Genomic DNA, 23,402 nt, shown 5'->3' with positions numbered 1-23,402 from the left:
ACCGCCCTCCCCTTGGACCGACACGCTCATGCGCACGCTACTCTTGGCCCTATTACTGAGCCCGCTCTGCACCTACGCCGCCGAGGCCACGCCAGAGGCCGCCGTGTCTGCGCTTTGGCGTGCGCTGTCCCACGATGCGGGGGCAGATGTCGATCTTCCCGTGCTGAAGCGCCTGTTCCATGCTGATGCAGTGGTGTTTCTAGGGCACTACCAGAAAGAGCGCCTGCGGCTTCGCCGTCTGAGTGGCATAGATTTCCTCAAGCCCAGCGCCCCCATCAACAAAAAGGGCTTTTATGAGTGCGAGGTCGCGCGTCAGCTGCATCGCTACGATCGCTTCGCGGTCGCCTATAGCGTGGTGGAATCGCGCAGCGACCAGGCCGCGTCGCAGCCCGATTTCGTGGGGGTGAACAGCATCCAGCTTCAGCAGGTGGGCGAGCAGTGGCAGGTGCTGTCCTTGCACTACCAGGTGGAAAAACCCGGTCTGCCCATCCCGCTGGACGGCGGGCAGAGCGGCCGTTGCCTGGATTGAGCCACTGGCGCAAATTGCTGCGGCGCGCGCCGGACAGATGCTTTTTATTGAAATTTCGGCCGGCGCTGTCGAAACTCAGGCGCCTTGTCCGTCGTACTGCTAGAGGCTGCCGCTGGCGGCCTCCCCACCCATCAGGAGCCCGACCATGTCCTCTCGCAGCGTTCGTCTACATCGCGTGATCCGCGCCAAGCCCGAAAAGCTCTACCGTGCCTTTCTTGAGCCCGAGGCGCTGGCCAAGTGGCTGCCGCCTTATGGCTTTACCTGCACCGTCCACCATCTGGACGCGGTGGTGGGTGGCAGCTTCAGGATGTCCTTCCGCAATTTCTCCACCGGCCATGCGCATGCCTTCGGCGGCGAGTACCTGGAGCTGGTGCCCAATCAGCTGATCCGCTACACCGACCGCTTCGAGGACAGCAATCTGCCTGGTGAGCTGCGGGTCACGGTCCAGCTGAGCGAGGTGTCCTGCGGCACCGAGCTGACGGTGCTGCAGGAAGGCATTCCCGAGATGATCCCGCTCGAGATGTGTTATCTGGGCTGGCAGGAATCGCTGGCCCAGTTCGCCACCCTGGTCGAGCCGGACATCCCCGGCTGAGCCACCGCCGCCCGCTGCGGCCGACTGCAGCGGGCTGCCACGCCCTTCTTTCCAGCCAGCGAAAGCACCGCCCATGTCCGCCAAGACCGTTGAAGCCCTACTCGAAGACATCCGCCTGCTGGGCGAAACACGCCACGCGCTGACCTGCGCGGTGCGCGAACTGGTCAGGCAGCAATGCACGCCGTTTGCCGAGGAGGTCAAATACGGCGGCATCCTGTTTGCCTCGGGCGTGCCCTTCTGCGGCGTGTTCGCCTACAAGGAGCATGTGTCGGTGGAGTTCGGCCACGGCGCGGCCATCACCGACCCATTCGGCCATCTCGAGGGCAGCGGCAAGTTTCGGCGCCACCTGAAGCTCAGCACCCTGGCCGATATCGAGGGCAAGCAGCTCGCGCAGTACCTGCCCCTGGCCTTGAAGGCAGCCCAGCAGGCGGCTTAAGTGCCATCTCAGCGCAAACCACCAGTACGCGGAGCACCAACTCGCTGAGCTAAACCGGCACCGCCGGCTCGATGATCCAGTAATCGCCCCCACGCTTGGTGGTCAGCCAGTCGCCATCCCAGTTGGCGCTCAGCCGCTGGCCGCTGGCGTAGGCGCTTTCCAGGTAGATGCGGTCGCCGTAGTGCAGCGGTAGATGGGGCTTGTCGACCTGTTTGATGATCCAGGTCTGGTTCTGGGTGTAGGGTCCCTGCACATAGTTGTTGTAGTAGTAGCAGTCCGATGAATCGCGCCAGGCGCCCAGGAAGTTGGCTGCGCCTACGCCCTCCTCCAGCGTCAACAGCAAGCTGCTGCTGCCGTCGTCCACCTGGGCGGGCGGGTCGGCCAGCGTAGTGCGCAAGGTCAGCGTGGCGGCCTGCTCGCTCAGGGTGGGGAAATAGGCGGCCAGGTTCAGGTCGACCGCGAAGCCGAGCAAGTCGTCGGGTAGCCAGCCACCCTTCATGGCGCGCTGGAACTGGCCCAGGTATTTGCCGTACTGGTTGCGCAGCACGATCTGGTCGCCGAAGCGCACCGGCTCGCCCAGCCGGCGACCCACTTGCAGGAAGCCGATATCCGCCGCATCGCTGCGTGGCTGCTGCAGGCTCAGCACCTGCTCGAAGCTCGGTGCCTGGCGCGTACGCTCCCCAAAGTTGCCGATCTGCTCATCCAGCCCCTGCCATTTCAGCGTATTGGCAATGATGGCGGTATGGTCGAACGGCACCGGGCCAGGCGCGCGGAACACTGTGCCCCTGGCCACCCAGGGTGAAATCAGCAAGGTGGGCACGCGTGCGCCGTAGCGCTTGAAGTCAAAACCATGGGTGTCGAAACCGGGTGGCTGATCGCCCCAGGGTGCCACGGCGGCCGGCGGCGGCACATGGTCGAAGCTACCGACGAATTCGTCGAAGGTGATGATGAACAGGGTCTTGTTCCAGGCCGTCTGGTTAGCGATCAGGCTCGCATACACATCGCGCACGAAGTTTTCGGCCACGACCAGATTGCCTGGTGGGTGGTAGTCATTGCCCAGCTGGGTGAGCAGATTCTTCAGGCCGGCATCGGTGGCCGACTGCGAGATGGTCCAGGTCGGCTCCAGATAGCTGAAACGGGGCAAGCTGCCGGCGCGCGCCTGAGCATGAAACTGCTGCATGTCCTTGAAGTGGGCGCTGGCATCGGGAATCTGCTGGATCTGCGGGAAGAGCCGCCAGGTGTAGTTGGAGGGGAGCTCGCCCGAGGTGAGGCCATGCAGATAGTCGGTATAGCGCTGCAGCGCTTGCAGCATTTTCATCAGCGCATTGCCCACAGCCGGATCAAGTAGCTTGAGCAGGTCGATCAACGTCGGCAGGGCCTTGAGCAGGGCGGCGATCTTGTGCGGCAGAAAGCTGGTCTGCCAGAAAACTGCCCAATCCACCCCGCCCGCCGCCAGCGCATTGAACAGCGTAGGCTCGGGAAAGCGGTCATCGCCGATGCCCATATGCAGGATCTTCTCGATTTCCTTGGCCTCGGGCGAGGTTTCTAGCTGGCCGTTATTGACCAGGCCATGCGAAGTGCCGGTCATCAGGAAGGCGCGGTTCGGATTGGTTTGCGAGGGCACTGAGGCAAACCAGTCGTCGCACACCGCATAGTGGCGTGCCAACTGGCTGAGCACCGGCAGCTGGCCGGGCGTATAGGTTTGCATGATCATGCCGGCGGCTTCGATGTCCTGCGCGCTGAAGCCCTGCGCCGTCATCACGTCGACGAAGTCCTGCAGCACGCCGGTCATGGTGGCCGTAGCGCCGGGTGGCGGATTCGGCGTATTGAAGAACTGCTGGTTCACATGCGCGAACTCCTCGCCCGGATCGGCGCTCGGCACGGTGAAGCCAGCCGCCCCGCGCACCGGCGGCGAGGACAGCCCATTGCTGGCGCGGTTCAGAAAGGCTTGCAAATCCACCTGTTGCAGGCCGCGAAATGCATCACCCGGCGCGGCGGGCGGAATATTGACGGCCGGTTGATCGTGCTCGTACAACCAGCCCAGCATGCTGTCGAAAGACCGGTTCTCCAGCATCAATACCACCACGTGCTCAATCTGCTGCATGGACATACGCAATCCTCCTGGCGGCTTCCGCCCTGTCGCCGGCCTGTCGACTTTCCAAGGCACTGGCCTGCGTACGGGCGGTATGCATGATGTGGCGTGGCGCGGCTTGCGCACGCTCAGCATCACTCTAGGCGCAGTGCGCGCGACTGCCTGTGAAGCAGCCATCACGGTGCCCGCCAAGTAATGCCAAGCCAGCCGGCACAAAACTGGCACGGCCCGTGGCCGCGTGGCGGGGAAGCCACAATACGGCGGCCTAGTCAGTAGGCGCACTAGCCAGCGCGCGCGCCGGCGTGCTCCCATGCACGCGCCTTCCACCACCGCGAGCCAAGGTCTACCGTGCGCCTCTCCCCGTCCGTGTTTCCCTTCCACCTCCGCCTGATCGGTGTCTTCTACCTAGCCATCATTGTGCTCGGCCTGTTTGGCGAAACCCTGGTCAGAAACACGCTGATCGCGGTGGGCGACCCCAGCACCACGCTGGCCAATATCCAGGCCGCGCCTGGCCTGTGGCGCGCCGGCATAGGCGGCGATCTGCTCATGCATGTGCTGGATGTGCCGGTGATCGTGGTGCTTTATCTCCTGCTCAAGCCGGTCAACGCTCCGCTCGCCCTATTGGCAACGCTGTTCAATATCGTCCAGACCGCCGTGCTGGCGGCGAACAAGCTCACCCTGCTGCTACCGGCCTTGATCGCCACCCAGCCGGCCGGCCCGGACACGCCGGGGCTGGTCGTGCTGGCCCAGCTCGCCATACAACTGCATGGCTACGGCTTTGGTATCGGGCTGATCTTCTTTGGCATGGCCTGCCTGGTGCGCGCCTACCTGATCGTGCAATCCGGCTATTTCCCCAAGGCCATCGGCCTGCTGCTAGGCCTGGCTGGCCTGTGCTACCTGATCAATAGTGCGGCCCTGCTGCTGGCGCCGGCGCTGGCCGCCATGCTGTTCCCCGCCATCATGATGCCGCCGCTAGTGGGCGAGCTGGCGCTCTGCTTGTGGATGATGGTGCGCGGCGTGGATGCGCAGGCCTGGCAGCGGCGCCAGACCGCTTAGCTTCGCCAAGCGGGTGGCACAGGGCTACACTTTGCTACCGTCCTCCCGCTTACTCGCACCGGTGCGCATGCCATGTCCCACACCACCCTGACGTCCCTGTTTGCCTACAAGGCCTGGGCCAATACCGAGCTGTTTTCCCTGCTGGCCACGCTGGGCGAGGCACAGGCAGCCGAGCTGCATAGCTGCCTACGCACCCTCAACCATATCCATGTGGTGGACCGGCTGTTCCAAGCCCATCTGGGCGGTCCGGCATGCCCGTACAGCGCGACCAATACCCCGGATACGCCCACGCTGGCCGCGCTGCGCGAGGCCGTGGCCGCCTGCGATGCCTGGTATCAGGACCATATCGCCAGCTTGTCGAATGCCGATCTGGCGGAAAGCATCGCCTTCACCTTTACGGATGGCGATCGCGGCCGCATGTCGCGCGAGGAGATCCTCCTGCACGTGATCACCCATGGCGGCTATCACCGCGGCAATGTCGGCCAGATCCTCAAATCGCTGGGGATGGCACCGCCGCGCGATCTGTACACCAAATTTCTGCACCAGAGCGAACCGGCGCGCCGTCAGGGCTAGACAGCCGCCCCACAGGGTCGCAAGCGGCGCTCAGACCGCGCGGACCGTTTTTTTACCCGAAGCAGGAGGAAGACATGACCGAACAAGCCAAGCCCAAAGGCCCCGCCAGCTATTTCCCGTCCATCGAGAAGACCTATGGCCAGCCGATTGCGCACTGGCTGGACATCCTGACCCAGGCCGGGCCGCGCAAGCATATGGAGTTGGTCAGCCTGCTCAAGTCCGAGCACCAGCTCGGCCATGGGCATGCGAATGCCCTGGTTGCCCACTTCCTGGCCAGCCAGTAGCCGCCGGCCGCAGCGAAAGATGGCCATGTCCGCTCTCCCCGACGCCCAGACCAGCGCCGCGCGCGCCTTCCTGCATCAGCGCCTGCTGGATGCCACACCCACGCGGGTATTCGCCGCCTTTGCCGACCCTGCGCTGCTGGCGCGCTGGTGGGGGCCAGCGGGCTTTCGCAGCAGCTTCCAGACCTTTGAATTCCGGCCGGGTGGCGCTTGGCGCTTCGTCATGCATGGGCCGGATGGTCAGGACTATCCGAACGAGAGCCGCTTTCACACGCTGCAACCGGACCAGCGCATCGTGATCGAACACTTGGCGCTCGTGCACCATTTCTGGCTCGACATCACGCTGAGCGCCCAAGGCGCGCAAACCCTGCTGCAATGGCGGCAGGTATTCGACAGCGCGGAGGAAAGAGACGCGCTGGCCGACTTCGTCGGCCCAGCCAATGAACAGAACCTGGACCGGCTGGCCAAGCTGCTATGCACGTAGGGCTAGACGCGCGCCAGGCCAAGCAAGGGAGCAGCCCTGATGGCGATCGAACTCGATCATCTGATCGTTCCCTGCCGCGACCAGCGTGGCGCGGCTGCCCTGCTGGCGCGCATTCTGGGTGTCCCTTGGGCAGAAGCCGGACCTGGGCCGTTCTGCCCCGTGTATGTGAGCGCGGGGCTGACCCTGGATATGGACCAGGTAGCAGGGGAGCCTATGCGCCTCCACTACTGCTTTCGCCTGTCCGATGCCGAATTCGATGCGCTGCTGATGCGCCTGCAGGCGCTGGGCGTGGCCTACCGCAGCACACCGCATGGGCCGACCGATGGGCAGATCAATACCCAGCATGGCGGGCGCATCGTGTACTGGAGCCAGCCGGATGAGCATATCTGGGAGGCGCTGACCGTCAGCTATGCGCGCCAGCCCGCCCCCTAGCCCGGCAGGCGCACCGCGCGAGGGGCCGCTACACTGGGCGGCCCGCCCCACATGTTCGCCTCCCCCATGTCGCTCACCCTGGCCCGCTTCACCCCCGCCGACCTGGCCGCCGCGCGCAGCCTGACCCTGGCCGCACTGCATTCGACCGCCTATCTGAGCCCGGGCGAGATCGACGCTTTGCTTGAGCATTGCTGCGCCAACTATGCGCAATGCATGGCCGAGGGCGATGCCCATCTCTTCCTGAAGTGCCTGCAGGGTGATGAGATGGTCGGGCTGATGCTGGTCAAGGCCTACTGGAACCTGGCCGAGCTGTATATCCGCCCGGCCAGCCAGGGCAGCGGCGCCGGGCAGGCCTTGCTGGCGCAGGCGCTGCTGCAATGCCGCACACGCTCGCCGCGCGGGCATCTGCGCGCCAATGCCTCGCGCAATGCCGAGGGCTTCTACCGCCGCCACGGCTTTGTGGACTTCCCGCTCGCCCAATCGCTGCCCTATGGCTGCGTGCCGCTCGTCTATCCGTTTGACTAAGGCCGACCTGGCCCCCTACCTCGCATGTACTACAGTCAGGCTCACCCCTTCCTGATTGGAGTGACCGCATGCGCCGCTTCCTGCTCTGCTCGCTGAGCGTCCTGGCCCTGCTTGCGCTGGGCACTTTTGCTGCGCTGCAGCTGAGTCCCTGGCCGGGCGCGCTGCTGATACGTGCCGTATTTGATAGCGGCGCACAGCGTGCCTTCAGCGCGCAACAGCCTCATCTGCCGGCCGACATCGCCGAGCAGCGCGATCTGCAATATGCAGCGGATAGCCCGCATGCCTTTCTGGACCTGTTCTACCCGGCAAATAGTGCGCAGCGCAAACTGCCCACCATCGTGTGGATACATGGCGGAGGCTGGGTATCGGGCAGCAAGGCCCTGTTAGGGAACTATGCGCGCATCCTGGCCGGACAAGGTTTTAGCGTGGCGGTTGTAGGCTATGCGATCGCGCCCGGCGCCACCTACCCCACGCCCGTGCGTCAGGTGCACGCGGCACTCGGCTACCTGAGCCGGCAGGCCAGCATGCTACCTGTGGATGCCGACAAGCTGATCCTGGCTGGCGACTCGGCCGGCGCCCATATCGCAGCCCAGGTGGCGGCCAGCCTGAGCGAGCCGGACTATGCTCAGCGCATTGGCGTACAAGCCAGCATCGCGCGTAGCCAATTGGCCGCCGTGCTGCTGTACTGCGGACCTTACGATATACGCGAGGTCAATCTGGACGGCGGCTTCGGTGCCTTTTTGCGTACCGTGCTCTGGGCCTATAGCGGGCGCAAGGACTTCCAGCAGGACGTGCGCTTCGCCACCGCTTCGGTGCTGCCCGAAGTCAGTGCGCGCTTTCCCCCCGCCTTTATCTCGGCCGGCAATGCCGACCCGCTGCTCGGGCAGTCGCAAGCCTTGGCCAGTGCACTGTCCAAGCAAGGCGTGACAGTGGAAACACTGTTCTTTCCACCCGATCTCAAGCCCGAGCTCGGACATGAATACCAGTTCGATCTGGACGGCAAGCCGGGCCAGCAGGCCTTGGCGCGTTCGGTTGCCTTTCTGCGCCGCCACATTGGCCAGCCCGATTAGCTAGCGCTCGACCCGGTCTTATTGCCACCGACCACACTGGCCGCTCCCACGATGGGTAGGCGATACTGCGAGCCGGCCGCCACGCTGCGGCCAAGCCAACCATATCGATAGGGAGTAGGACTATGAAAAAGCTGATCACCATCGCACTGGGCCTATGCCTGCAAGTCAATGTCTGGGCCCTGGGTGGCTACGGCAGCCTGAGCGGCGATGAGAAAATGGTCGCCGAGACGATCAAGAACACGTTGGCGGTCAGTGAGGCGGACGCGTTTGCGCTGTTCGATGGTTATATCAAGAACTATCTGGATACCGATGACTGGCAGTACAACTCCTTCAATAACGAAACGCTGACCGCCAGCAAGGTCGAGCAGTCGAAGAACAAGACGCTCTACCTGAACTTCGTCACCGATAACCGCTATATCAATGTCTCGCTGATCAAGTTTGCGGCCGAGAAGCATGTGCAGATCCACGCGCTGGAAACCCTGCCGCGCACTGCCCAGATCGCCACCGACAAGCACGAGTCGCTGAAGGCCGATAAGGAATTCACGCTCGATACCGACAAGCCACAGTTCTCGGTATTCACCCGCAAGGGCTATAGCGACCGCGTCAAGGTGCTGGTCAATTCGGGCGTGGGCGGCATCCAATATGTGGACTTCATGAGCTACGACCTGAAGCAGTAAGCCCCCTGGCGCACTGGCCACGCCCGGCCCGGGCGCCCGCTTACAGGAACATGCCGCCCGAGGCCTCCACCCGCTGGGCATTCAGCCAGCGGCTCTCGGGGGCAAACAGCATGGCAATCGCGTCACCGATATCGTCGGGCATCCCCACGCGGCCTAGCGCGGTCTGGCTGGCCAAGTAGGCATTCATCTGCGCATTGTCGCGCACCACGCCGCCGCCAAAATCGGTCTCGATGGCGCCCGGCGCAATCACATTCACCGCAATGCCGCGCGCACCCAGCTCCTTGGCCTGATAACGGGTCAGCACCTCGATGGCGCCCTTCATGGCCGCATAGGCGGCAAAGCCAGGAATCGCGAAGCGGGTCAGCCCGGTGGATACATTGAGGATGCGTCCACCATCAGCCAGCAGCGGTAACAGGGTCTGGGTGAGGAAGAACGGCCCCTTGAGCTGGATATTCATCAGCTGGTCGAACTGCGCCTCGCTGGTTTCGGCAAAGCCGGCATGGATGCCGATACCGGCGTTATTGAGCAGGAAATCGAACTGCTCGCGCTGCCAGTGTGCGCGCAGCTGCGCCTGCAGCGCGCTGGCAAACGCGGCAAAACCCGCGCTTTCGCCAACATCCAGTTGCAGGGCCGCGGCCTGGCCGCCCAGCGCGTTAATCTCGGCCACCACCGCGGCGGCCTCGGCTTGCTGGCTGCGGTAGGTGAGCACCACATCCACCCCACGCGCGGCCAGCTTCAGCGCGGCATTGCGCCCCAGGCCACGGCTGCCACCGGTAATCACGGCAATCTGCTTACGCATCGGTATCACTCCTGTCGATTCAGCGTCGGGGCCCTCCCCCGTGCTTGCTGCGCAGTCTATTGCCGGCTTTAACCTCGATAAATCAGCCAGAAATGATTAGATTGTTCGCCATTAGCGAAAAATGGCAAAAGGGGAAAACATGGAACAGCTGCAGGCGATGCGCATCTATCTGCGCGTGGCGGAATTGGCCAGCTTCAGCCAGGCGGCCGAGCAGCTGAGCCTGCCCAAGGCCAGCATCTCGACCGCAGTCCAGCAGCTGGAGGGCCAGCTTGGCGCCCGGCTGCTACACCGCACCACGCGCAAGGTGCAGATGACCCAGGACGGCCAGGCCTACTACGAGCGCTGCCGCGACCTCTTGGCCGATATGGAGGAGTTGCAGAGCATGTTCCAGCAGGCCGAGGGCGGCCTGAGTGGGCGGCTGCGCGTGGATATGCCGAGCGGCGTGGCGCGCCATATTGTGCTGCCCGCCCTGCCCGCTTTTCTGGCCGCCCACCCGCGCCTGGCACTGGAGCTGAGCAGCACCGACCGGCGTGTCGATCTGGTGCGTGAGGGTTTTGACTGTGTGCTGCGCATCGGCACGCTGGGCGATTCCAGCCTGATCGCGCGCCCGCTTGGCCACTTCCGCCAGATCAACTGTGCAAGCGCTGCCTACCTGGCCCGCCATGGCACACCGCAGACCCTGGACGACCTCGACCAGCACCAGCTGATCCACTACCAGCCCACGCTGGGCAGCAAGGCGCTCGGCTTCGAATACCAGGATGCGGACGGCCAGCCGCGCTACCGCGCCATGCCGGGCGCGCTGAGCGTGAACAACACCGATGCCTATATGGGCGCCTGCCTGGCTGGCTTCGGCCTGATCCAAGTGCCGACGGTGGGCGCCGCCGTCCATCTGGCCAGCGGCGCCCTGCAAACCGTGCTGCCCGACTACCCGGCCCCGCCCATGCCGGTCAGCCTGCTGTATGCCAACCGCCGCCAGCTACCGCGCCGGGTGCAGGCCTTTATGCACTGGCTGGCCGAACTCATGCAGCCGCATCTGGCCAGCTAGGGCATGCACTCCGTCAGACTTGCGCGGCGATCTCGCGCAGGGCGCGCTCGAACAGCTCAGGTGGCTGGCCGCCCGAAATCAGGTGGCGTTCGTTGATGATGATGGCCGGCACCGAGCGGATGCCGTGCTGCTGGTAGAAGGCCTGCGCGCTGCGCACCTCGGCCGCGTAGGCATCGCTGGCCAGGATGGCCGCGGCACGCTCGCCATCCAGCCCGACCTGCTCAGCCAGCTGCTGCAAGACCGCGTGATCGCTCGGGTCAAGTCCATCGGTGAAGTAGGCCTTGAACAGCGCCTCCTTCAGCGCGCGCTGACGGCCTTCGCCTTCGGCCCAGTGCAAGAGGCGGTGCGCGTCGAAGGTGTTATAGATGCGGCTGCGCTTGCCCTCGGTAAAGCTGAAGCCGACCTCGGCACCGCGCGCACGTATCGCCGCACGGTTCTGCGCAAGCTGCGCCTCATCCAGCCCGTACTTGGCCGCCAGGTGTTCATGGATGTCCTCGCCCTCGGCCACCATCTGCGGATTCAGCTCGAAGGGCTGGAAATGCAGCTCAGCGCTCAGCTCGCCGTCCAGCCGGCGCAGCGCCTCAGCCAGCGAATACAGGCCGACTGCGCACCAGGGGCAGGACACATCGGAAACAAAATCAATCTTCAAGGCTTTGGCCATGGCGGGCTCGCATCAATGCGGTCTAGGAAGCGACAAGATGCGCGCGGCAGCGCCCACTTTCAAGCACCGGCCCGCTAAACAGCCGGCGCGGGCGACATCGATGGGCGGGCGAGCCATCGTGTCGCTACTTAAGCAGGCGCCCATCACCGCCGATCACCGTTACCTCGACAAAGCTGGAACCGCTGCGCTTGCGTGCGCCAAAGTCCACTCGGTAGCCGCCCACATCATAGGGGCTGAGCGAGGCCAGCGCGGCGTTCAACTTGGCGCGCGTCGGTGCGGGGCCGGCGCGGCGCAAGGCCTCGGTCAGCACCTTGGCGCCAATGAATTCCTCGAAGGCGGTGTAGCTGGGCTCGGCGCCGTCGCCATACTGCTTGAGCAGGGCCTGGAATTCCTTGAGCACCGGCAGATTGGGCGTGTACGGGTAAGGCACCACCTGCGAGATGCCGAGGCCGCGTACCGCCTCGATGCCGGCCAGGCGCACCAGCTCGGCCGGGTCGACCACCGAGATATTCATCAGTTGGGCCGCGCCACCGCCCGCGCGGTAGGCCTTGGCAAAGGCAGCAGCCGGCTTGTTGACCGCCACCATGATGATGGCCGCCGGCTGGGCCTTGAGCATGGCGGTCACCGCCGGGTTCACCTCGGCGGTATTGCGCGGATAGCCGACCGCCAGCAAGGGCTGCAGCTTGCGGCGCGCCAGGGCGTCCTTCACCCCATCCAGGCCCGATTTACCGAAGGCATCGTCCTGGTAGAGCACACCGATCCGCTCGTAACCGAGCGTGCTCAGCTGCTTGACCATGTGCTCGGCCTCGTCCGCATAGCTGGCGCGGATATGGAAGATGCTGGTATTGCCCGCCTCGCGCAGCGGCGCGCCACCCGTGTAGGGCGCCACCAGTGCGATGCCGGCCTCGCTGAGCACGCGCTGCTTGAGCAGCTCGGCGATATTGGCCGTGCCGGCAAAGCCGATCAGCGCGAGCGCCTGGTCTTCGGCTATCAGCTTGCGGGTCTGCGCTACGGTCTGCTCGACCTGGTAAGCATCGTCGCGCACCACATGGCGCAGGCGCGCGCCATGTATGCCGCCCTGGGCATTCACATGGTCGAACCAGATACGCGCACCCAGCACCATACGCTGGCCAGTGCTGGCAATCGAACCACTGAGCGGCGCGGCCTGGCCGATGACCAGTTCGGCCGCCAGCACGGGCACAACCAGCAGGACAAGCAGCGCAGCGGATAAAAAGCGATACGACATGGGATCTCCAAGGGGCACGGCCCCTTTGCAAGGTGAGAAAACAGAGGGAGAAAGACAGCGCGACCCGATCAAGCTGCGGGCCGCGCTGCGGCGCGCAAGGCGCCCAGTGCAGATCAGGAACAGCTGCCGATCAGGTAGTAATCGGGGCCGGTCTGCTTGAGCGTGGTGGTAGTGAAGGTGTTCCACAGGCCCATGTTCTGGCCGCTGCCCTTGGCATAGGTGTAGCCGCCGCTCTGAGTAGCGCGCCCGGCCGTGGTATGGGCGTAATTGCTGCTGGTGAAGCAGACCGGCGCGCTGCTGGTGGTAGCGCTGACTGCGCTGGAATCGGCGCTTTCCGTGCCACCCGCATCCTGGGCGCGCACACGCCAGTAATAGGTGGTGGCCGCGCTCAAGCCGCTGTCGGTGTAGCTGGTGGTGGTGATCAGCGCGCTGTTGTCGCGGCTATAGGGGCCGTTGGCGCTGCTGGCGCGATAGACGTTGTAGCCGGCCACGCCGGCCACCGCACTCCAGCTCAGCCCCACGCTGCTGTCGGCGACGCTGCTGATGGCGAGGCCGCCCGGCACCGGCACCGCGGGTGGCGTGCCGGTGGTGCTGGCATTCAGCATGCTGCTGGCCGCGCCCTCCACGCCACCGCTGCCCACCGCGCGCACCGTGTAGCTATAGGCGGTGCCGCTGATCAGGCCAGCATCGGTATAGGCGGTGCTGCTGATCAGGCTGGTATTGGCCTTGCTGCCATTGCGGTACAGGTTGTAGCCGCTGGCGCCGCTGACCGCGTTCCAGCTTAGGCTGATGGAACTGGCGCTGCTGCCGGTCTGGGCCAGGCCGCTTGGCGCAGCCAGACTCACCGCGCCGCTGGCAATGCGCTCCATCATGGCCTTGATGGCGCTGATCTGCACGCCGCTCTTCTGTGCGAAGTTGCTGCCATACCAGCCCACCCAGTCCCAGCAGCCGTTGGGATTGGGCAGGCTGCCGCTGGCGGCGGTGGCGTGGCTGCTGTTATCGGCCACAGTCTGCGGATACAGCACGATCAGCCGGTTGGTATCGGCCCAGCGGTTGTAGCCGGTGTGCTTGATGAACTTGTCGCCAATCTTGTCGTAGTACTGCTGGCAGCCGTGCAGGGCCACGTGCAGCTTGCAGGCTTGGCCCGCCGCACAGTCGGCCGGCACATACAGCCAGCCTGTGCTGTCCATGCCCCGGCTAGTCGGATTGGCGATGAACTCGCTCTGGTTGAACTCGATGAACTGGCCGGACAGCGTGCCGTTATTGCGCGCATTCAGGCTGCCGTAGATGTGCTGGAGCAAGGCGCCGGCCGCGTCATAGCCGCAGTTGCTGATATAGGGCGAGGTGGCGCTTGAGCAGGCGTTATTGCCCGTGCTGTCGAAATCGGTCGGGAAGGTATGCGCGGTATTGAGATTGTTCTTGTACTGCAGATTGGCGCTCGGCACGAAGTTCGAGGCAGTGGTGTAGTAGTCGCGCAGCTTGTTCATCACCCCTGGTCCCACCGTGCTGTCGGAGGTGCCCGAGAACAGGAAGACCTTGTGGCTGGCCAGATTGGCCACCGGGTCGATGCTGACCCCGCTGCGGCTGTTGGTGGTGCTGACCAGGGGCGCCACATTCGGGCTGCCCGCATACATGCAGGCCGTGTAGTTGTTCTGGCCTGCGCAGTCGTACGGGCCGCCGGCGATGATGCCGGCCCCCTTGAACAGACTGGAATGGGCGAGTTGTAACTGTACAGCCATGAAGCCGCCGGCCGAGAGACCGGAGACCGAGCTGTCATTGAGCGTGACGTTGTAACTGCCCAGATTGACGGCAGCGAGGGCGGCGGGCGCGATCAGGCCGAGGCCGAGTGCACCCAGGGAGCGAAAGGCTTGCATCGTGTTGTCTCCATATTGGTGTGGGGATTTCCTCCCTCGCCACGACCCTTCATCTCCAGGGCGAAGATCGGGTTCTCGGATTCACGTACTGCCCTGGCTGCGCCTTGCACGCAGCCTGTGCGGCCCGGGGCGGAAAAAAGGGCGGCGCAAGCCGCCCTCAAGGTGGTGCTAGTCCCGGCTGCTCACCCCAGGAAATCTGGACAGCCGGACCAGGGTTTGCCCACACAGGGCGCGCAGCGCAATGTGCGGGCAGAACCGGTGTTGGCCCATGCGCTTAGAACGCGTGCATGACGGCCAGGGTCAAGGCGGTCTGGTCATTGGCCGAGCCATCGGCATCCTTGCGCGCATATTCGGCCACCAGATTGGTGCGCTTGCTCAGCGCATGCTTGACGCCCAGCGCCATCAGCCGGTAGTCGCTGTTCGCCACGCTGCTGCCAGCCAGGTCCTGCTCGCCGGCCAGGATGATGCCGGCCTTGTAGGTGGTGGGGCCGACTGCATAGGCGAGCGTGCTAATCACGCTATCGCGCTCGCTCTGGTTGGCATCCAGCTCGCCGCGCTGCCAGCCCAGCTGCACGGTCAGCGCATCGAACTTGGCCGCGCCGCCCAGCAGCAGCGCAGTCTTGTCGGCGCCAGCCACACCGCCGGCATCGCTGATGCTCGAATACGCGCCGAACACGCCAAACTGGCCGAAGTTGTAGCGCGCGTTCATCGACAGCGCGCGGGTTTCCTTGACCGTATCGGTCTCGTTCTCGCCCACGCCAAGCTGCACGGCGGCGGTAAAGCCATTCAGGTTATTGCTGTCGTAACGCACACTGTTATGAAAGCGCGCGCCGCCGGCGCTGGCGGTGGCACCCAGCGCGCCGGCATTAGTCACGCCGTCCACGCCATAGATGGCCAGGCCCAGGCTGCTGCCGTCGAAGATCTCGAAGTAGTCGGCGGTATTGGTGTACGGCGTCTTGCCACGACCCAGGCCCAGCTTGCCAAAGCCGCCGCTCAGGGCCACCCAGGCTTCGCGCTGGCCGAAGTTCATGCCGTCACCGGTATCGATATTCACCTGCTGCTCGAGCTGGAAGCTGGCCTTCAAGCCATCACCGAGGTCCTCGGTGCCACGAAAACCGAGGCGCGAAGGAGTGTACAGATTGTCGATCTTGGTCTTGGTGGTGCTATTGGCCTTGTGCAGGATCAGGCCGGCATTGGCCTGGCCATACACGGTTACATCGGCCAACGCGCCGGCAGAAACCAGCAGGGCCAGCAGCAGGGGAAGCTTGCGTTGCATAGGTGTTATCTCCGTTGTCAGTACTGCGTTGTGTTTGTTGCCTGAATCGATGGGCCAAAAAAGGTCGCCGGAGCGGGCTGGCCGCCCCGGCGCGGTGGCGCAGGCCGGATCACGGCTGCCACCCAGTGTTTGCGGAGCACGCTTTGGCCAGACCCTGCCTTCCGCATTGCGACAGGGCCTTGTTCGGTAGTGGCATGCCGGGCAGGCGGGGCCGGAAAACCCGGACCAAGAAGCAACCGCCCCCGCCTGCTGGCATACCGGGTGCAGCGCCGCCAGCAGGCGGCGCCGGTCGGTGCGCAGACCGCCCTAGTTGGGCACGCTCAGCACGCCGGCCGCGTAGCTGATCGCCTCGCTGCCGGCCGGATTGGCGGCGATATAGGGCACATTGGCGCTGCTGATGTTGTCGCTGGCATTGACACGCGGCGTGGTGCGCACCAGCTGGCTCTTGGGTAGCGCCGTGCCGTGCTGCAGGTGGTCCCACATCGCATCCAGCGCGCGGCCCGCATACACATGCAGCGGGATAAAGCGGGTCGGGAAGCCGGACAGGCCGAGGAAGGCATCGAAATGCTGCCCGTGGGTGACCTCGATATAGCGCAGCCGCGAGCTGGCTCCTTCCACCTTCTGGTTGGCGGCGTAATAGGCGCGCGCTGCGTGGTTGACCGGAATCAGCGCATCGGCACGGCCGGCCACGATAATGGCTGGCTTGCCGCGCAGATTCGCACTGAGCAGCGTCTCGGCCACACCGGCGCGCACCTTGTCGGACTGGGCTAGCTCGCTGCCGCTGAGTGCCGCCCCGGTCAAGGGGTCGATGCCGGTGGCCAGCTTGCGCAGGCAGATCGCGCCATCGATGTTGTAGTCAGCGCTATTGGTGGAGGCCGACAGCGAGAAGGCATCGGCGCGCGCGCCGCCCACGCTCAGATTGTTGACCACGCTGATCCCGCCCGTGGGTGGCACGCCATTGCCATTGCCGAAGATGGCGGCCAGATTATTGGCCAGCGGTGCCACCACCGCACCGGTAGTCGCATCGGTAAATGCATAGCTATAGCCACACACATTGTCGGCCACGCTGAAGCGGCCATAGGCGTTCACATAAGCCATGGTCACGCCCAGGGTGGCATTCAGGCCGTAGTGGCTGGCGTGCAGCGCGTCAGCTTCGGCCAGCCAGCCGCCGGCGCGTAGCTTGGCCAGCGCATCGCTGGCCTGCTCCTCCAGCGTGGCGCCGGTGACCAGGCCCTTGGCAGCCAGGCTGCTGCAGCGCGCCGCCCCCAAGGTCGCGTTCACCGCATTGAAGGCCGAGTTGGTACCGGCCAGGGCAGCGGCCTGCACCGCGCAGGGCTGGTAGAGATTGGCCAGGGTGAAGTAGTCGATCAAGGGCTTGCCGATGCTGGTCTGCAGCACCCCGCCCTGCTGGATGCTGATGCCGCTCACATCCTTGGGCTGGGCCTGCGGTTCACCCACGGCCACGCCGTCGATCAGGCCGCGGCTGTCCTGCTCGGCCGCGGCCAGCGCGGCGCCACCGCCATTCGAGACCGAGGCGGCAATCACAGTCACCCTGGCCGGGGTTGCATAATCGGCGCGCTTGCCACCACCGTCGGCGGCCGCTGCGTATTTCTCGTTCAGCAGATAGAAGGCGAACTCGACCGCGCGCAGCGTGGCCTGACCCCAGTCCTTCTCACTGTTCTGCTGCGAATGCGCATGCTTGAGCGCAATCCGGTTCGGGAAGGCGGCATTGAAGCTGGCCAACTCGGCATCGCTGAGCGCGGCGCTGAAGTTGGCGTTCGTACCGGCGCTGGCACGGCTGGCGCGGGTGCCGTCGATCAGATTGACCGTGTCATTGGCCAGATCATGTACGCCAAGACCGCTGCCCTTGTCGGCATAGGCGACCGCGCAGCCTTGCTTGAGCCCCCATTCCCCCGCGGCCGAGATTGCGCCATACACGCCGCGCGAACCGCTTGAGGTGGCGGTCACCACGCAGGGGCGGCTGCTGTCGAAGCTGGCCGGAATCTGCACCATCAGGGTCACGTTCTGGCGGCCAGTGCCATCGTCGGCGAAGGCGATATGCTCCTCGCCGGCAATCTTGCCCTCGCCCAGCGAGTCATTGCCGCTGCGGTCGATATTCGGCCCATACAGGCGGCCATAGCCACCGGTCGTGGTCATATCCACCAGCGCGCGGTAGTTGTTGTAGATCGCATCGCGGCGCAGCTCGGCCGCTGTCGGTGCGCTCGCGTCGGCAAAGGCTGGCCGCGCACCGGCAAGGCCGGTCTTGCCCAGGCCCGCGGTCAGCAGGTCGTCGCTCGTGCCGTCGTAAGTCTTGCTGGCGATACTGCCCAGCCAGCCGGGTTTGACATTCTTGGCCACCGGGGCCGGGTCATCGCTACCACAGGCGGCCAGGGTAAAGCACAGGATCAGGGCGCTGCTCAAAGGCTTCAGGTAAGGCAGGGGCATGACATTGTCTCCAGTTTTTATGGGAAGTCAGGCTGCAGCTAGCCCGCCCGGCGCCAGCCAGCTGGCGCGGGAGGGGTGAATTCAGTGCGTGGAACGGTGTGGGTGGGCCGGGTGGCGCTAGAAGGTCTTCTTCAGCCTATGGGCAATCTCGCCCACGATGCCGCGCCGGAAGGCCAGCACGCACAGCACGAAGATGCTGCCGATGGTGACGGTGACCCAGGAGCCGAGGCTGGATAGCTCGTGGTGCAGGCTGACCACGGTGACCGCACCGACCACCGGCCCGAGCAGGGTGCCCATGCCACCCAGCAGGGTCATCAGCACCACCTCGCCCGACATATGCCAGGACACATCGGTCAGTGAGGCGAGCCCCACCACCAGCGCCTTGGTGGCGCCAGCGAGGCCGGCCAGCGCGGCCGACATCACGAAGGCGGCCAGCTTGTAACGGTCGACCCGGTAGCCGAGCGAGAGCGCGCGCGCCTCGTTCTCGCGGATCGCCTTCAAGGCCACGCCGAAGGGCGAGTTGACCGTACGCCAGATCAGCCAGTAACCGCCGAAGGTGATGGCCAGCACGAAGAAGTACAGCGCCAGCGGTAGCTGCTGGCCGCCGATGCTGACCGTGGCGGATAGATCGATCAGGCCCAGGAGGCGCCCCTTAGGAATGCCCTGCAGTCCGTCCTCGCCACCGGTCATCGGCAGCTGCAGGCAGGCGAAGAACACGATCTGCGCGAGTGCCAGCGTCACCATGGCGAAGTAGATGCCCTGGCGGCGGATGGCCACCAGGCCAATCAAGAGACCCAGCACGGCCGCGCCGGCGGTGGCGAACAGAATGCCGAGCTCGGGTGTCAGGCCCCAGACCTTGAGCGCATGGCCGCTCAGATAGGCGGCGCCACCAAAGAAGCAGGCATGGCCAAAGCTGAGCAGGCCACCAAAGCCGAGCAGCAGATTGAAGGCACAGGCGAACAGCGCGAAGCACATCAGCTCCATCGCGAACACCGGGTAAATGAAGAAGGGCGCGGCGGCGCAGACAGCCAGCGCCATGCCCCAGGGCAGGTAGTTGGGACGGGAGTCGGCCATGCGCACCACATTCAGGCTGGTTTGATTCAGATCATGCGCTTGCATCTCAGGCCTCCTTGCCGAACAGGCCGGCCGGGCGCCACAGCAGCACCAGCGCCATCACGATGAAGATCACGGTATTGGCCAGCGGCGGGTAGAACACCTTGACCACGCCTTCCAAGAGGCCGAGCGCGAGGCCGGTGACGATGGCGCCCATGATGGAACCCATGCCGCCGATCACCACCACCGCGAACACGATGATGATCAGGTCCGAACCCATCTTCGGGCTGACCGAGTAGATCGGTGCCGCCACCACACCGGCGAGGCCAGCCAGCGCCACTCCGAGGAAATAGGTGAGTGTGCGCAGCATCGGCACATCAATGCCGAAGGCGCGCGTCACATCGGGGTTCTCGGTGCCGGCACGCAGATAGCTGCCCAGGCGTGTGCGTTCGATCAGGTACCAAACGCCGAAGCACACCGCCAGCGAAAGCACGATGGCGAACAGCCGGTACTTGGGAAAGAACATGAAACCCAGGTCGAACGCGCCTTCCAGGATTTCCGGCTTGCCGTTATAGGGCTCGCCCGAGACATTGAAGTAATTGGTGAACACACCCTCGAAGATCAGCGCGAGGCCAAAGGTAAGCAGCAGGCCGTACAGATGGTCGACCTTATACAGGCGCTGCAGCATGGTCTTTTCCACCACCACGCCGATACTGCCCACGATGAGCGGGCCCAGGATAAGCGCGGCCCAGAAGCTCATGCGCAGCGATTCGTCGCCCAGGAAGCGACCTAGGTAATCAAAGCCGAGCAGCGCGGCAAACGCACCCAGCATGTAAAACGCACCGTGGGCAAAGTTCACCACGTTCAGCATGCCGAAGATCACCGCAAGGCCAAGGCTGAGCAGCGCGTAGAACGCGCCATTGTTCAGCCCGAGCATGGCCTGCGACAGTACGGCCTGGAGGGGGATATCCATGGAGTCAACCTCATCAAAACATCAGCGCTGCCCTCCCCCGCACGAGGGCGAGGGAGACCACACTTGCACGCGCGGCCCACGCCGGGGCCGCGCGCCACGGCTTATTTCTTCACCAATGCGCACTCGCTGGCCGACAGCGGCTTGAAGGCCTGCTCACCCGGGATGGTGGCCACCAGCTTGAGCTGATCCCACTGCCCCTTGGATTCGGACGGCTTGAGCACTTCCACCAGATACATGTCATGCACGAAGCGGCCGTCCTCGCGGATCACGCCCTTCTTGGCGAAGAAGTCATTGACCGGGGTCTCGCGCATCTTCTTCATCACCGCATCGGCGTCATCGGTGCCGGTAGCCTTGATCGCGTTCAGGTAATGCATGGTCGAGGAGTACACGCCGGCGTGGTCCATGGTCGGCATGAAGCCGGCCTTGGCGAAGAACTTCTTGCCGAAGGCTTCCATCTCCGGGTTCAGCTCCCAGGAATAGGCGGTGGTGAACTTCATGCCCTGGGCGGCGTTCAGGCCCAGTGCCTTCACATCGCTATCGAATACCAGGAGGCCGACGATGGTCTGCTTGAGGCCGAATTCCTTGGCCTGCTTGACCGCGTTGACGAAGTCGCCGCCCGCGTTCGCCAGGCCCACCACCTTGGCGCCCGAGCTTTGCGCCTGCAGCAGATAGGAAGAGAAATCCGTCGAGGACAGCGGATGCTTGACCGTGCCGGCCACCTTGCCGCCCAGCGCCTGGACGATCTTGGCGGCATCGCCTTGCAGGGCCTGGCCGAACGCATAGTCGGCCTGCAGGAAGTACCAGGAATCCATGCCCTGCTTCATCAGCGCGGTGGCGGTGCCCTTGGCCAGCGCATAGGTGTCGTAGGCGTAGTGGATGCCGTAGGGCGAGCATTCCTTGCCGGTCAGCGCGGTGGAACCGGCGCCGTTATTGATGGTGATGCGCTTCTTTTCCGCACCGAGCTTCTGCACCGCAATGCCCACGCCCGAGTTGAGCAAGTCATTGATCATGTCCACGCCCTGGGTGTCGAACCATTCGCGCGCCTTGCCGGCGCCGATATCGGCCTTGTTCTGGTGGTCGGCGCTGACCACCTGGATTGGCTTGCCCGCCACCTTGCCGCCGAAATCGGCAATCGCCATTTCCGCGGCAATCACCGAGCCCTTGCCGCCCACGCCGGCATACACGCCCGACATATCGGTCAGGATGCCGATCTTGACCACATCGTCCGAGATCGGGCCGGCCACGGCCAGGCCCGGCAGGGCCAGCGCAAGGGCCAGGGCGAGTTGTTTGCGTCGTGCTTGCATGATGATGTCTCCGTTGTTTTTGGATGGGTGTTGCAAGGGATGCGTAGGGGCGCTTAGACGCCCAGATACTTGTTGAGCCGGTCGGCGCTGGCCGACAGCTCCTCGGCCGAGACCGCGTCCACCACCTGGCCGTGTTCGATCACGTAGTGGCGGTCGGCAATGCCGGCGGCAAAGCGGAAGTTCTGCTCGACCAGCACGATGGTGTAGCCGCGCGCCTTCAGGAGGCGCACGCTGTCGCCGATCTTCTTCACGATCACCGGCGCCAGGCCCTCGGTGATCTCATCAAGCAGCAGCAGGCGCGCGCCGGTGCGCAGGATGCGCGCCATGGCCAGCATCTGCTGCTCGCCACCCGACAGGCGCGTGCCCTGGCTCTTGCGCCGTTCCCACAGATTGGGAAACAGCTCGTAGATTTCCTCCAGCGACATGCCATCGCTGCGCACCTTGGGCGGCAGGTTCAGGTTCTCTTCCACATTCAGGCTGGAGAAGATCGCGCGCTCTTCCGGGCACCAGCCCACACCAAGGTGAGCAATCTTGTGGGTGGGCAGCTGGATCGCTTCGCGGCCGTTGACCATCACCGAGCCGGCGCGCCGGCCGGTCAGGCCCAGAATGGCTTTGAGTGTGGTGGTACGCCCAGCACCATTGCGGCCCAAGAGGGTCACCAGCTCGCCGCGCCGTACGCCAAAGTCGATGCCATGCAGGATGTGCGATTCACCGTAAAACGCATGCAGGCCGGTCACGCGCAGCATTTCGCCGCCGTGGTCGAGTACATCAGCCATGGTGGGCTCCTTCGAGTTCGGTGGCCTCGTCGGCCGAGACGCCCATATAGGCTTCCATCACACGTGGGTCCTGCGAGACGGTGGCGTAATTGCCCTCGCTAAGCACCTGGCCGCGCGCCAGCACGGTGATCTTGTCGGCCAGGGTGGCCACCACCTTCAGGTTGTGCTCGACCATCAGAATCGTGCGCCCTTCAGCCACGCGGCGAATCAGCGCGGTCACTCGGTCCACGTCCTCGATGCCCATACCTTGGGTAGGCTCGTCGAGCAGCATCAGCTTGGGTTCGAGCGCCAGGGTGGTGGCGATTTCCAGCGCGCGCTTGCGGCCATAGGCGAGCTCGCCGGCCAGCACCTGGGCGAAGTCGGTCAGGCCGACATCGGCCAGCAGGGTCATCGCGCGGTCGGTATAGGCATCGAGCTGGCGGTTGGAGGTCCAGAAGCGGTGTGAACCACCGGCCACGCGCAGCAAGGCCACGCGTACATTGTCGAGCGCGCTCATATTCGGAAACACGGCCGAGATCTGGAAGGAGCGGATCAGGCCCTTGAGCGCCACCTCGGCCGGCTGCAGCGCGGTGATGTCCTCGCCCTGGTAGATCACCCGGCCATGGGTAGGCGGCAGGAATTTGGTCAGCAGATTGAACACGGTAGTCTTGCCGGCACCGTTCGGGCCGATCAGCGCGTGGATGCTGCCGCGCGCTACCTTCAGGTTCACGTCGGATACCGCGGCAAAGCCGCGGAATTCCTTCCCGAGGCCCTGGGTTTCCAGAATGATGTCTTGGTCCATCTTGTCTCCGTCATCCACCAGGGCAAGGCCCGGGCTTGAGGCGCGGAGAGGACAGGGGGGCACGGCAGGACAGCACGGCAGCGGGCGCTGCGTGGCAGGTCGGGCAAAGCGTCTGTCTTCTCCAGTGTTGTCGTCTGGCGTGCGGATCGAGCCACACGCCGAACCGTGCTCAGCCACCAGGGCCGGCCGGTAGCCTCTCATGGCAAGGCCTGTGCCAGTCACGACAAGACACTGAAAAATAAGAACAAATGCACTAATCACGCGGGTAAACACATAGTCCGGCTCCGCTGCCTGCCTGCCCAGCCGGACAAGCCAGTGCCGAAAGCCTGTCAAAGCCAGCCCGCGCCTGTCCGGCTGGCGAGACGCCGCGCCCGCAAAGCCGGACCCGACTGTTCGCGGCGGCGGAATCGCGCTCTATCCAG

General features: G+C 64.7%; 24 protein-coding genes. 12 read left to right on the top strand and 12 right to left on the bottom strand.

The genetic code is table 11. The features are described from left to right. Nucleotides 1–28: 28 nt before the first annotated feature. The 3 genes from BT173_RS03885 to BT173_RS03875 all read left to right on the top strand — a co-directional run bounded on the left by BT173_RS03885 (nucleotide 29) and on the right by BT173_RS03875 (nucleotide 1,557). Nucleotides 29–529 carry a hypothetical protein gene (locus BT173_RS03885; protein WP_072427326.1) on the top strand — a complete coding sequence of 167 codons (501 nt, stop codon included), beginning with the start codon at nucleotides 29–31 and terminating at the stop codon, nucleotides 527–529. 145 nt (nucleotides 530–674) lie between these two features. Next, nucleotides 675–1,121: an SRPBCC family protein gene (locus BT173_RS03880; protein ID WP_072427325.1), complete on the top strand. Its 447-nt coding sequence runs from the start codon at nucleotides 675–677 to the stop codon at nucleotides 1,119–1,121. A gap of 73 nt (nucleotides 1,122–1,194) precedes the next feature. Then, nucleotides 1,195–1,557 carry a DUF1801 domain-containing protein gene (locus BT173_RS03875; protein WP_072427324.1) on the top strand — a complete coding sequence of 121 codons (363 nt, stop codon included), beginning with the start codon at nucleotides 1,195–1,197 and terminating at the stop codon, nucleotides 1,555–1,557. A 49-nt stretch (nucleotides 1,558–1,606) separates the two neighbouring features. Here BT173_RS03875 and BT173_RS03870 read toward each other — a convergent pair whose 3' ends face one another. Continuing rightward, nucleotides 1,607–3,667, bottom strand: coding sequence for an alkaline phosphatase family protein (locus BT173_RS03870; protein ID WP_175545549.1), 2,061 nt, complete (start codon nucleotides 3,665–3,667; stop codon nucleotides 1,607–1,609). A gap of 330 nt (nucleotides 3,668–3,997) precedes the next feature. Here BT173_RS03870 and BT173_RS03860 point away from each other — a divergent pair, with 330 nt between their 5' ends. The 8 genes from BT173_RS03860 (at nucleotide 3,998) to BT173_RS03825 (ending at nucleotide 8,747) form a co-directional block, all read left to right on the top strand. Continuing rightward, nucleotides 3,998–4,705 carry a DUF4386 domain-containing protein gene (locus BT173_RS03860; RefSeq protein WP_072427321.1) on the top strand — a complete coding sequence of 236 codons (708 nt, stop codon included), beginning with the start codon at nucleotides 3,998–4,000 and terminating at the stop codon, nucleotides 4,703–4,705. Between the two features lie 72 nt (nucleotides 4,706–4,777). Beyond that, nucleotides 4,778–5,278: a DinB family protein gene (locus BT173_RS03855; RefSeq protein WP_072427320.1), complete on the top strand. Its 501-nt coding sequence runs from the start codon at nucleotides 4,778–4,780 to the stop codon at nucleotides 5,276–5,278. A 74-nt stretch (nucleotides 5,279–5,352) separates the two neighbouring features. After that, nucleotides 5,353–5,562, top strand: coding sequence for a DUF4287 domain-containing protein (locus tag BT173_RS03850; protein ID WP_072427319.1), 210 nt, complete (start codon nucleotides 5,353–5,355; stop codon nucleotides 5,560–5,562). Between the two features lie 25 nt (nucleotides 5,563–5,587). Beyond that, nucleotides 5,588–6,043 (top strand): SRPBCC family protein, encoded by a 456-nt coding sequence (locus BT173_RS03845; RefSeq protein WP_072427608.1) that lies wholly within the window; start codon nucleotides 5,588–5,590, stop codon nucleotides 6,041–6,043. Nucleotides 6,044–6,082: 39 nt separating this feature from the next. After that, nucleotides 6,083–6,475 carry a VOC family protein gene (locus BT173_RS03840; protein WP_072427318.1) on the top strand — a complete coding sequence of 131 codons (393 nt, stop codon included), beginning with the start codon at nucleotides 6,083–6,085 and terminating at the stop codon, nucleotides 6,473–6,475. A gap of 51 nt (nucleotides 6,476–6,526) precedes the next feature. Continuing rightward, nucleotides 6,527–7,000, top strand: coding sequence for a GNAT family N-acetyltransferase (locus BT173_RS03835; RefSeq protein WP_072427317.1), 474 nt, complete (start codon nucleotides 6,527–6,529; stop codon nucleotides 6,998–7,000). A gap of 68 nt (nucleotides 7,001–7,068) precedes the next feature. Next, nucleotides 7,069–8,070 carry an alpha/beta hydrolase gene (locus tag BT173_RS03830; RefSeq protein WP_072427316.1) on the top strand — a complete coding sequence of 334 codons (1,002 nt, stop codon included), beginning with the start codon at nucleotides 7,069–7,071 and terminating at the stop codon, nucleotides 8,068–8,070. Between the two features lie 122 nt (nucleotides 8,071–8,192). Then, nucleotides 8,193–8,747: a hypothetical protein gene (locus tag BT173_RS03825; protein ID WP_072427315.1), complete on the top strand. Its 555-nt coding sequence runs from the start codon at nucleotides 8,193–8,195 to the stop codon at nucleotides 8,745–8,747. A 40-nt stretch (nucleotides 8,748–8,787) separates the two neighbouring features. On the opposite strand, the gene BT173_RS03820 is transcribed toward BT173_RS03825, so the two are convergent. Next, a complete protein-coding gene (locus tag BT173_RS03820; protein ID WP_072427314.1) occupies nucleotides 8,788–9,546 on the bottom strand; it encodes an SDR family oxidoreductase in 759 nt (252 codons plus the stop codon). Between the two features lie 139 nt (nucleotides 9,547–9,685). Here BT173_RS03820 and BT173_RS03815 point away from each other — a divergent pair, with 139 nt between their 5' ends. After that, nucleotides 9,686–10,591, top strand: coding sequence for a LysR family transcriptional regulator (locus BT173_RS03815; protein ID WP_072427313.1), 906 nt, complete (start codon nucleotides 9,686–9,688; stop codon nucleotides 10,589–10,591). A 13-nt stretch (nucleotides 10,592–10,604) separates the two neighbouring features. Here BT173_RS03815 and BT173_RS03810 read toward each other — a convergent pair whose 3' ends face one another. From BT173_RS03810 to BT173_RS03765, 10 genes are all read right to left on the bottom strand, one after another. Beyond that, nucleotides 10,605–11,252 carry a DsbA family oxidoreductase gene (locus tag BT173_RS03810; RefSeq protein ID WP_072427312.1) on the bottom strand — a complete coding sequence of 216 codons (648 nt, stop codon included), beginning with the start codon at nucleotides 11,250–11,252 and terminating at the stop codon, nucleotides 10,605–10,607. A 124-nt stretch (nucleotides 11,253–11,376) separates the two neighbouring features. Further along, nucleotides 11,377–12,498 (bottom strand): ABC transporter substrate-binding protein, encoded by a 1,122-nt coding sequence (locus tag BT173_RS03805; protein ID WP_072427311.1) that lies wholly within the window; start codon nucleotides 12,496–12,498, stop codon nucleotides 11,377–11,379. Nucleotides 12,499–12,611: 113 nt separating this feature from the next. Beyond that, the gene (locus BT173_RS03800; RefSeq protein WP_072427310.1) at nucleotides 12,612–14,372 is read right to left on the bottom strand and encodes an extracellular catalytic domain type 2 short-chain-length polyhydroxyalkanoate depolymerase; all 1,761 of its coding nucleotides are present in this window, start codon (nucleotides 14,370–14,372) and stop codon (nucleotides 12,612–12,614) included. 274 nt (nucleotides 14,373–14,646) lie between these two features. Further along, nucleotides 14,647–15,648, bottom strand: a complete 1,002-nt coding sequence (locus BT173_RS03795) for a porin (RefSeq protein ID WP_072427309.1) — start codon at nucleotides 15,646–15,648, stop codon at nucleotides 14,647–14,649. A 306-nt stretch (nucleotides 15,649–15,954) separates the two neighbouring features. Then, on the bottom strand, nucleotides 15,955–18,093 hold the full coding sequence (locus tag BT173_RS03790) for a 3-hydroxybutyrate oligomer hydrolase family protein (RefSeq protein ID WP_072427308.1): 2,139 nt from the start codon (nucleotides 18,091–18,093) through the stop codon (nucleotides 15,955–15,957). 117 nt (nucleotides 18,094–18,210) lie between these two features. Further along, nucleotides 18,211–19,212, bottom strand: a complete 1,002-nt coding sequence (locus BT173_RS03785; RefSeq protein ID WP_175545547.1) for a branched-chain amino acid ABC transporter permease — start codon at nucleotides 19,210–19,212, stop codon at nucleotides 18,211–18,213. Nucleotide 19,213: 1 nt separating this feature from the next. After that, nucleotides 19,214–20,119: a branched-chain amino acid ABC transporter permease gene (locus BT173_RS03780; protein ID WP_072427307.1), complete on the bottom strand. Its 906-nt coding sequence runs from the start codon at nucleotides 20,117–20,119 to the stop codon at nucleotides 19,214–19,216. Between the two features lie 101 nt (nucleotides 20,120–20,220). Beyond that, nucleotides 20,221–21,423, bottom strand: coding sequence for an ABC transporter substrate-binding protein (locus BT173_RS03775; protein ID WP_072427306.1), 1,203 nt, complete (start codon nucleotides 21,421–21,423; stop codon nucleotides 20,221–20,223). Nucleotides 21,424–21,476: 53 nt separating this feature from the next. After that, on the bottom strand, nucleotides 21,477–22,199 hold the full coding sequence (locus tag BT173_RS03770; RefSeq protein ID WP_072427305.1) for an ABC transporter ATP-binding protein: 723 nt from the start codon (nucleotides 22,197–22,199) through the stop codon (nucleotides 21,477–21,479). Further along, nucleotides 22,192–22,980 carry an ABC transporter ATP-binding protein gene (locus tag BT173_RS03765; RefSeq protein WP_072427304.1) on the bottom strand — a complete coding sequence of 263 codons (789 nt, stop codon included), beginning with the start codon at nucleotides 22,978–22,980 and terminating at the stop codon, nucleotides 22,192–22,194. Before BT173_RS03765 ends, BT173_RS03770 begins: the two co-directional genes overlap by 8 nt. Nucleotides 22,981–23,402 lie beyond the last annotated feature (422 nt).

The sequence above is a fragment of the Chitinimonas taiwanensis DSM 18899 genome (assembly GCF_900119825.1).
GTDB classification, from domain to species: Bacteria; Pseudomonadota; Gammaproteobacteria; order Burkholderiales; family Chitinimonadaceae; genus Chitinimonas; species Chitinimonas taiwanensis.
The sequence above is the reverse complement of the archived record's forward strand: the minus strand, read 5'-3'. Positions and strand labels throughout refer to the sequence as shown.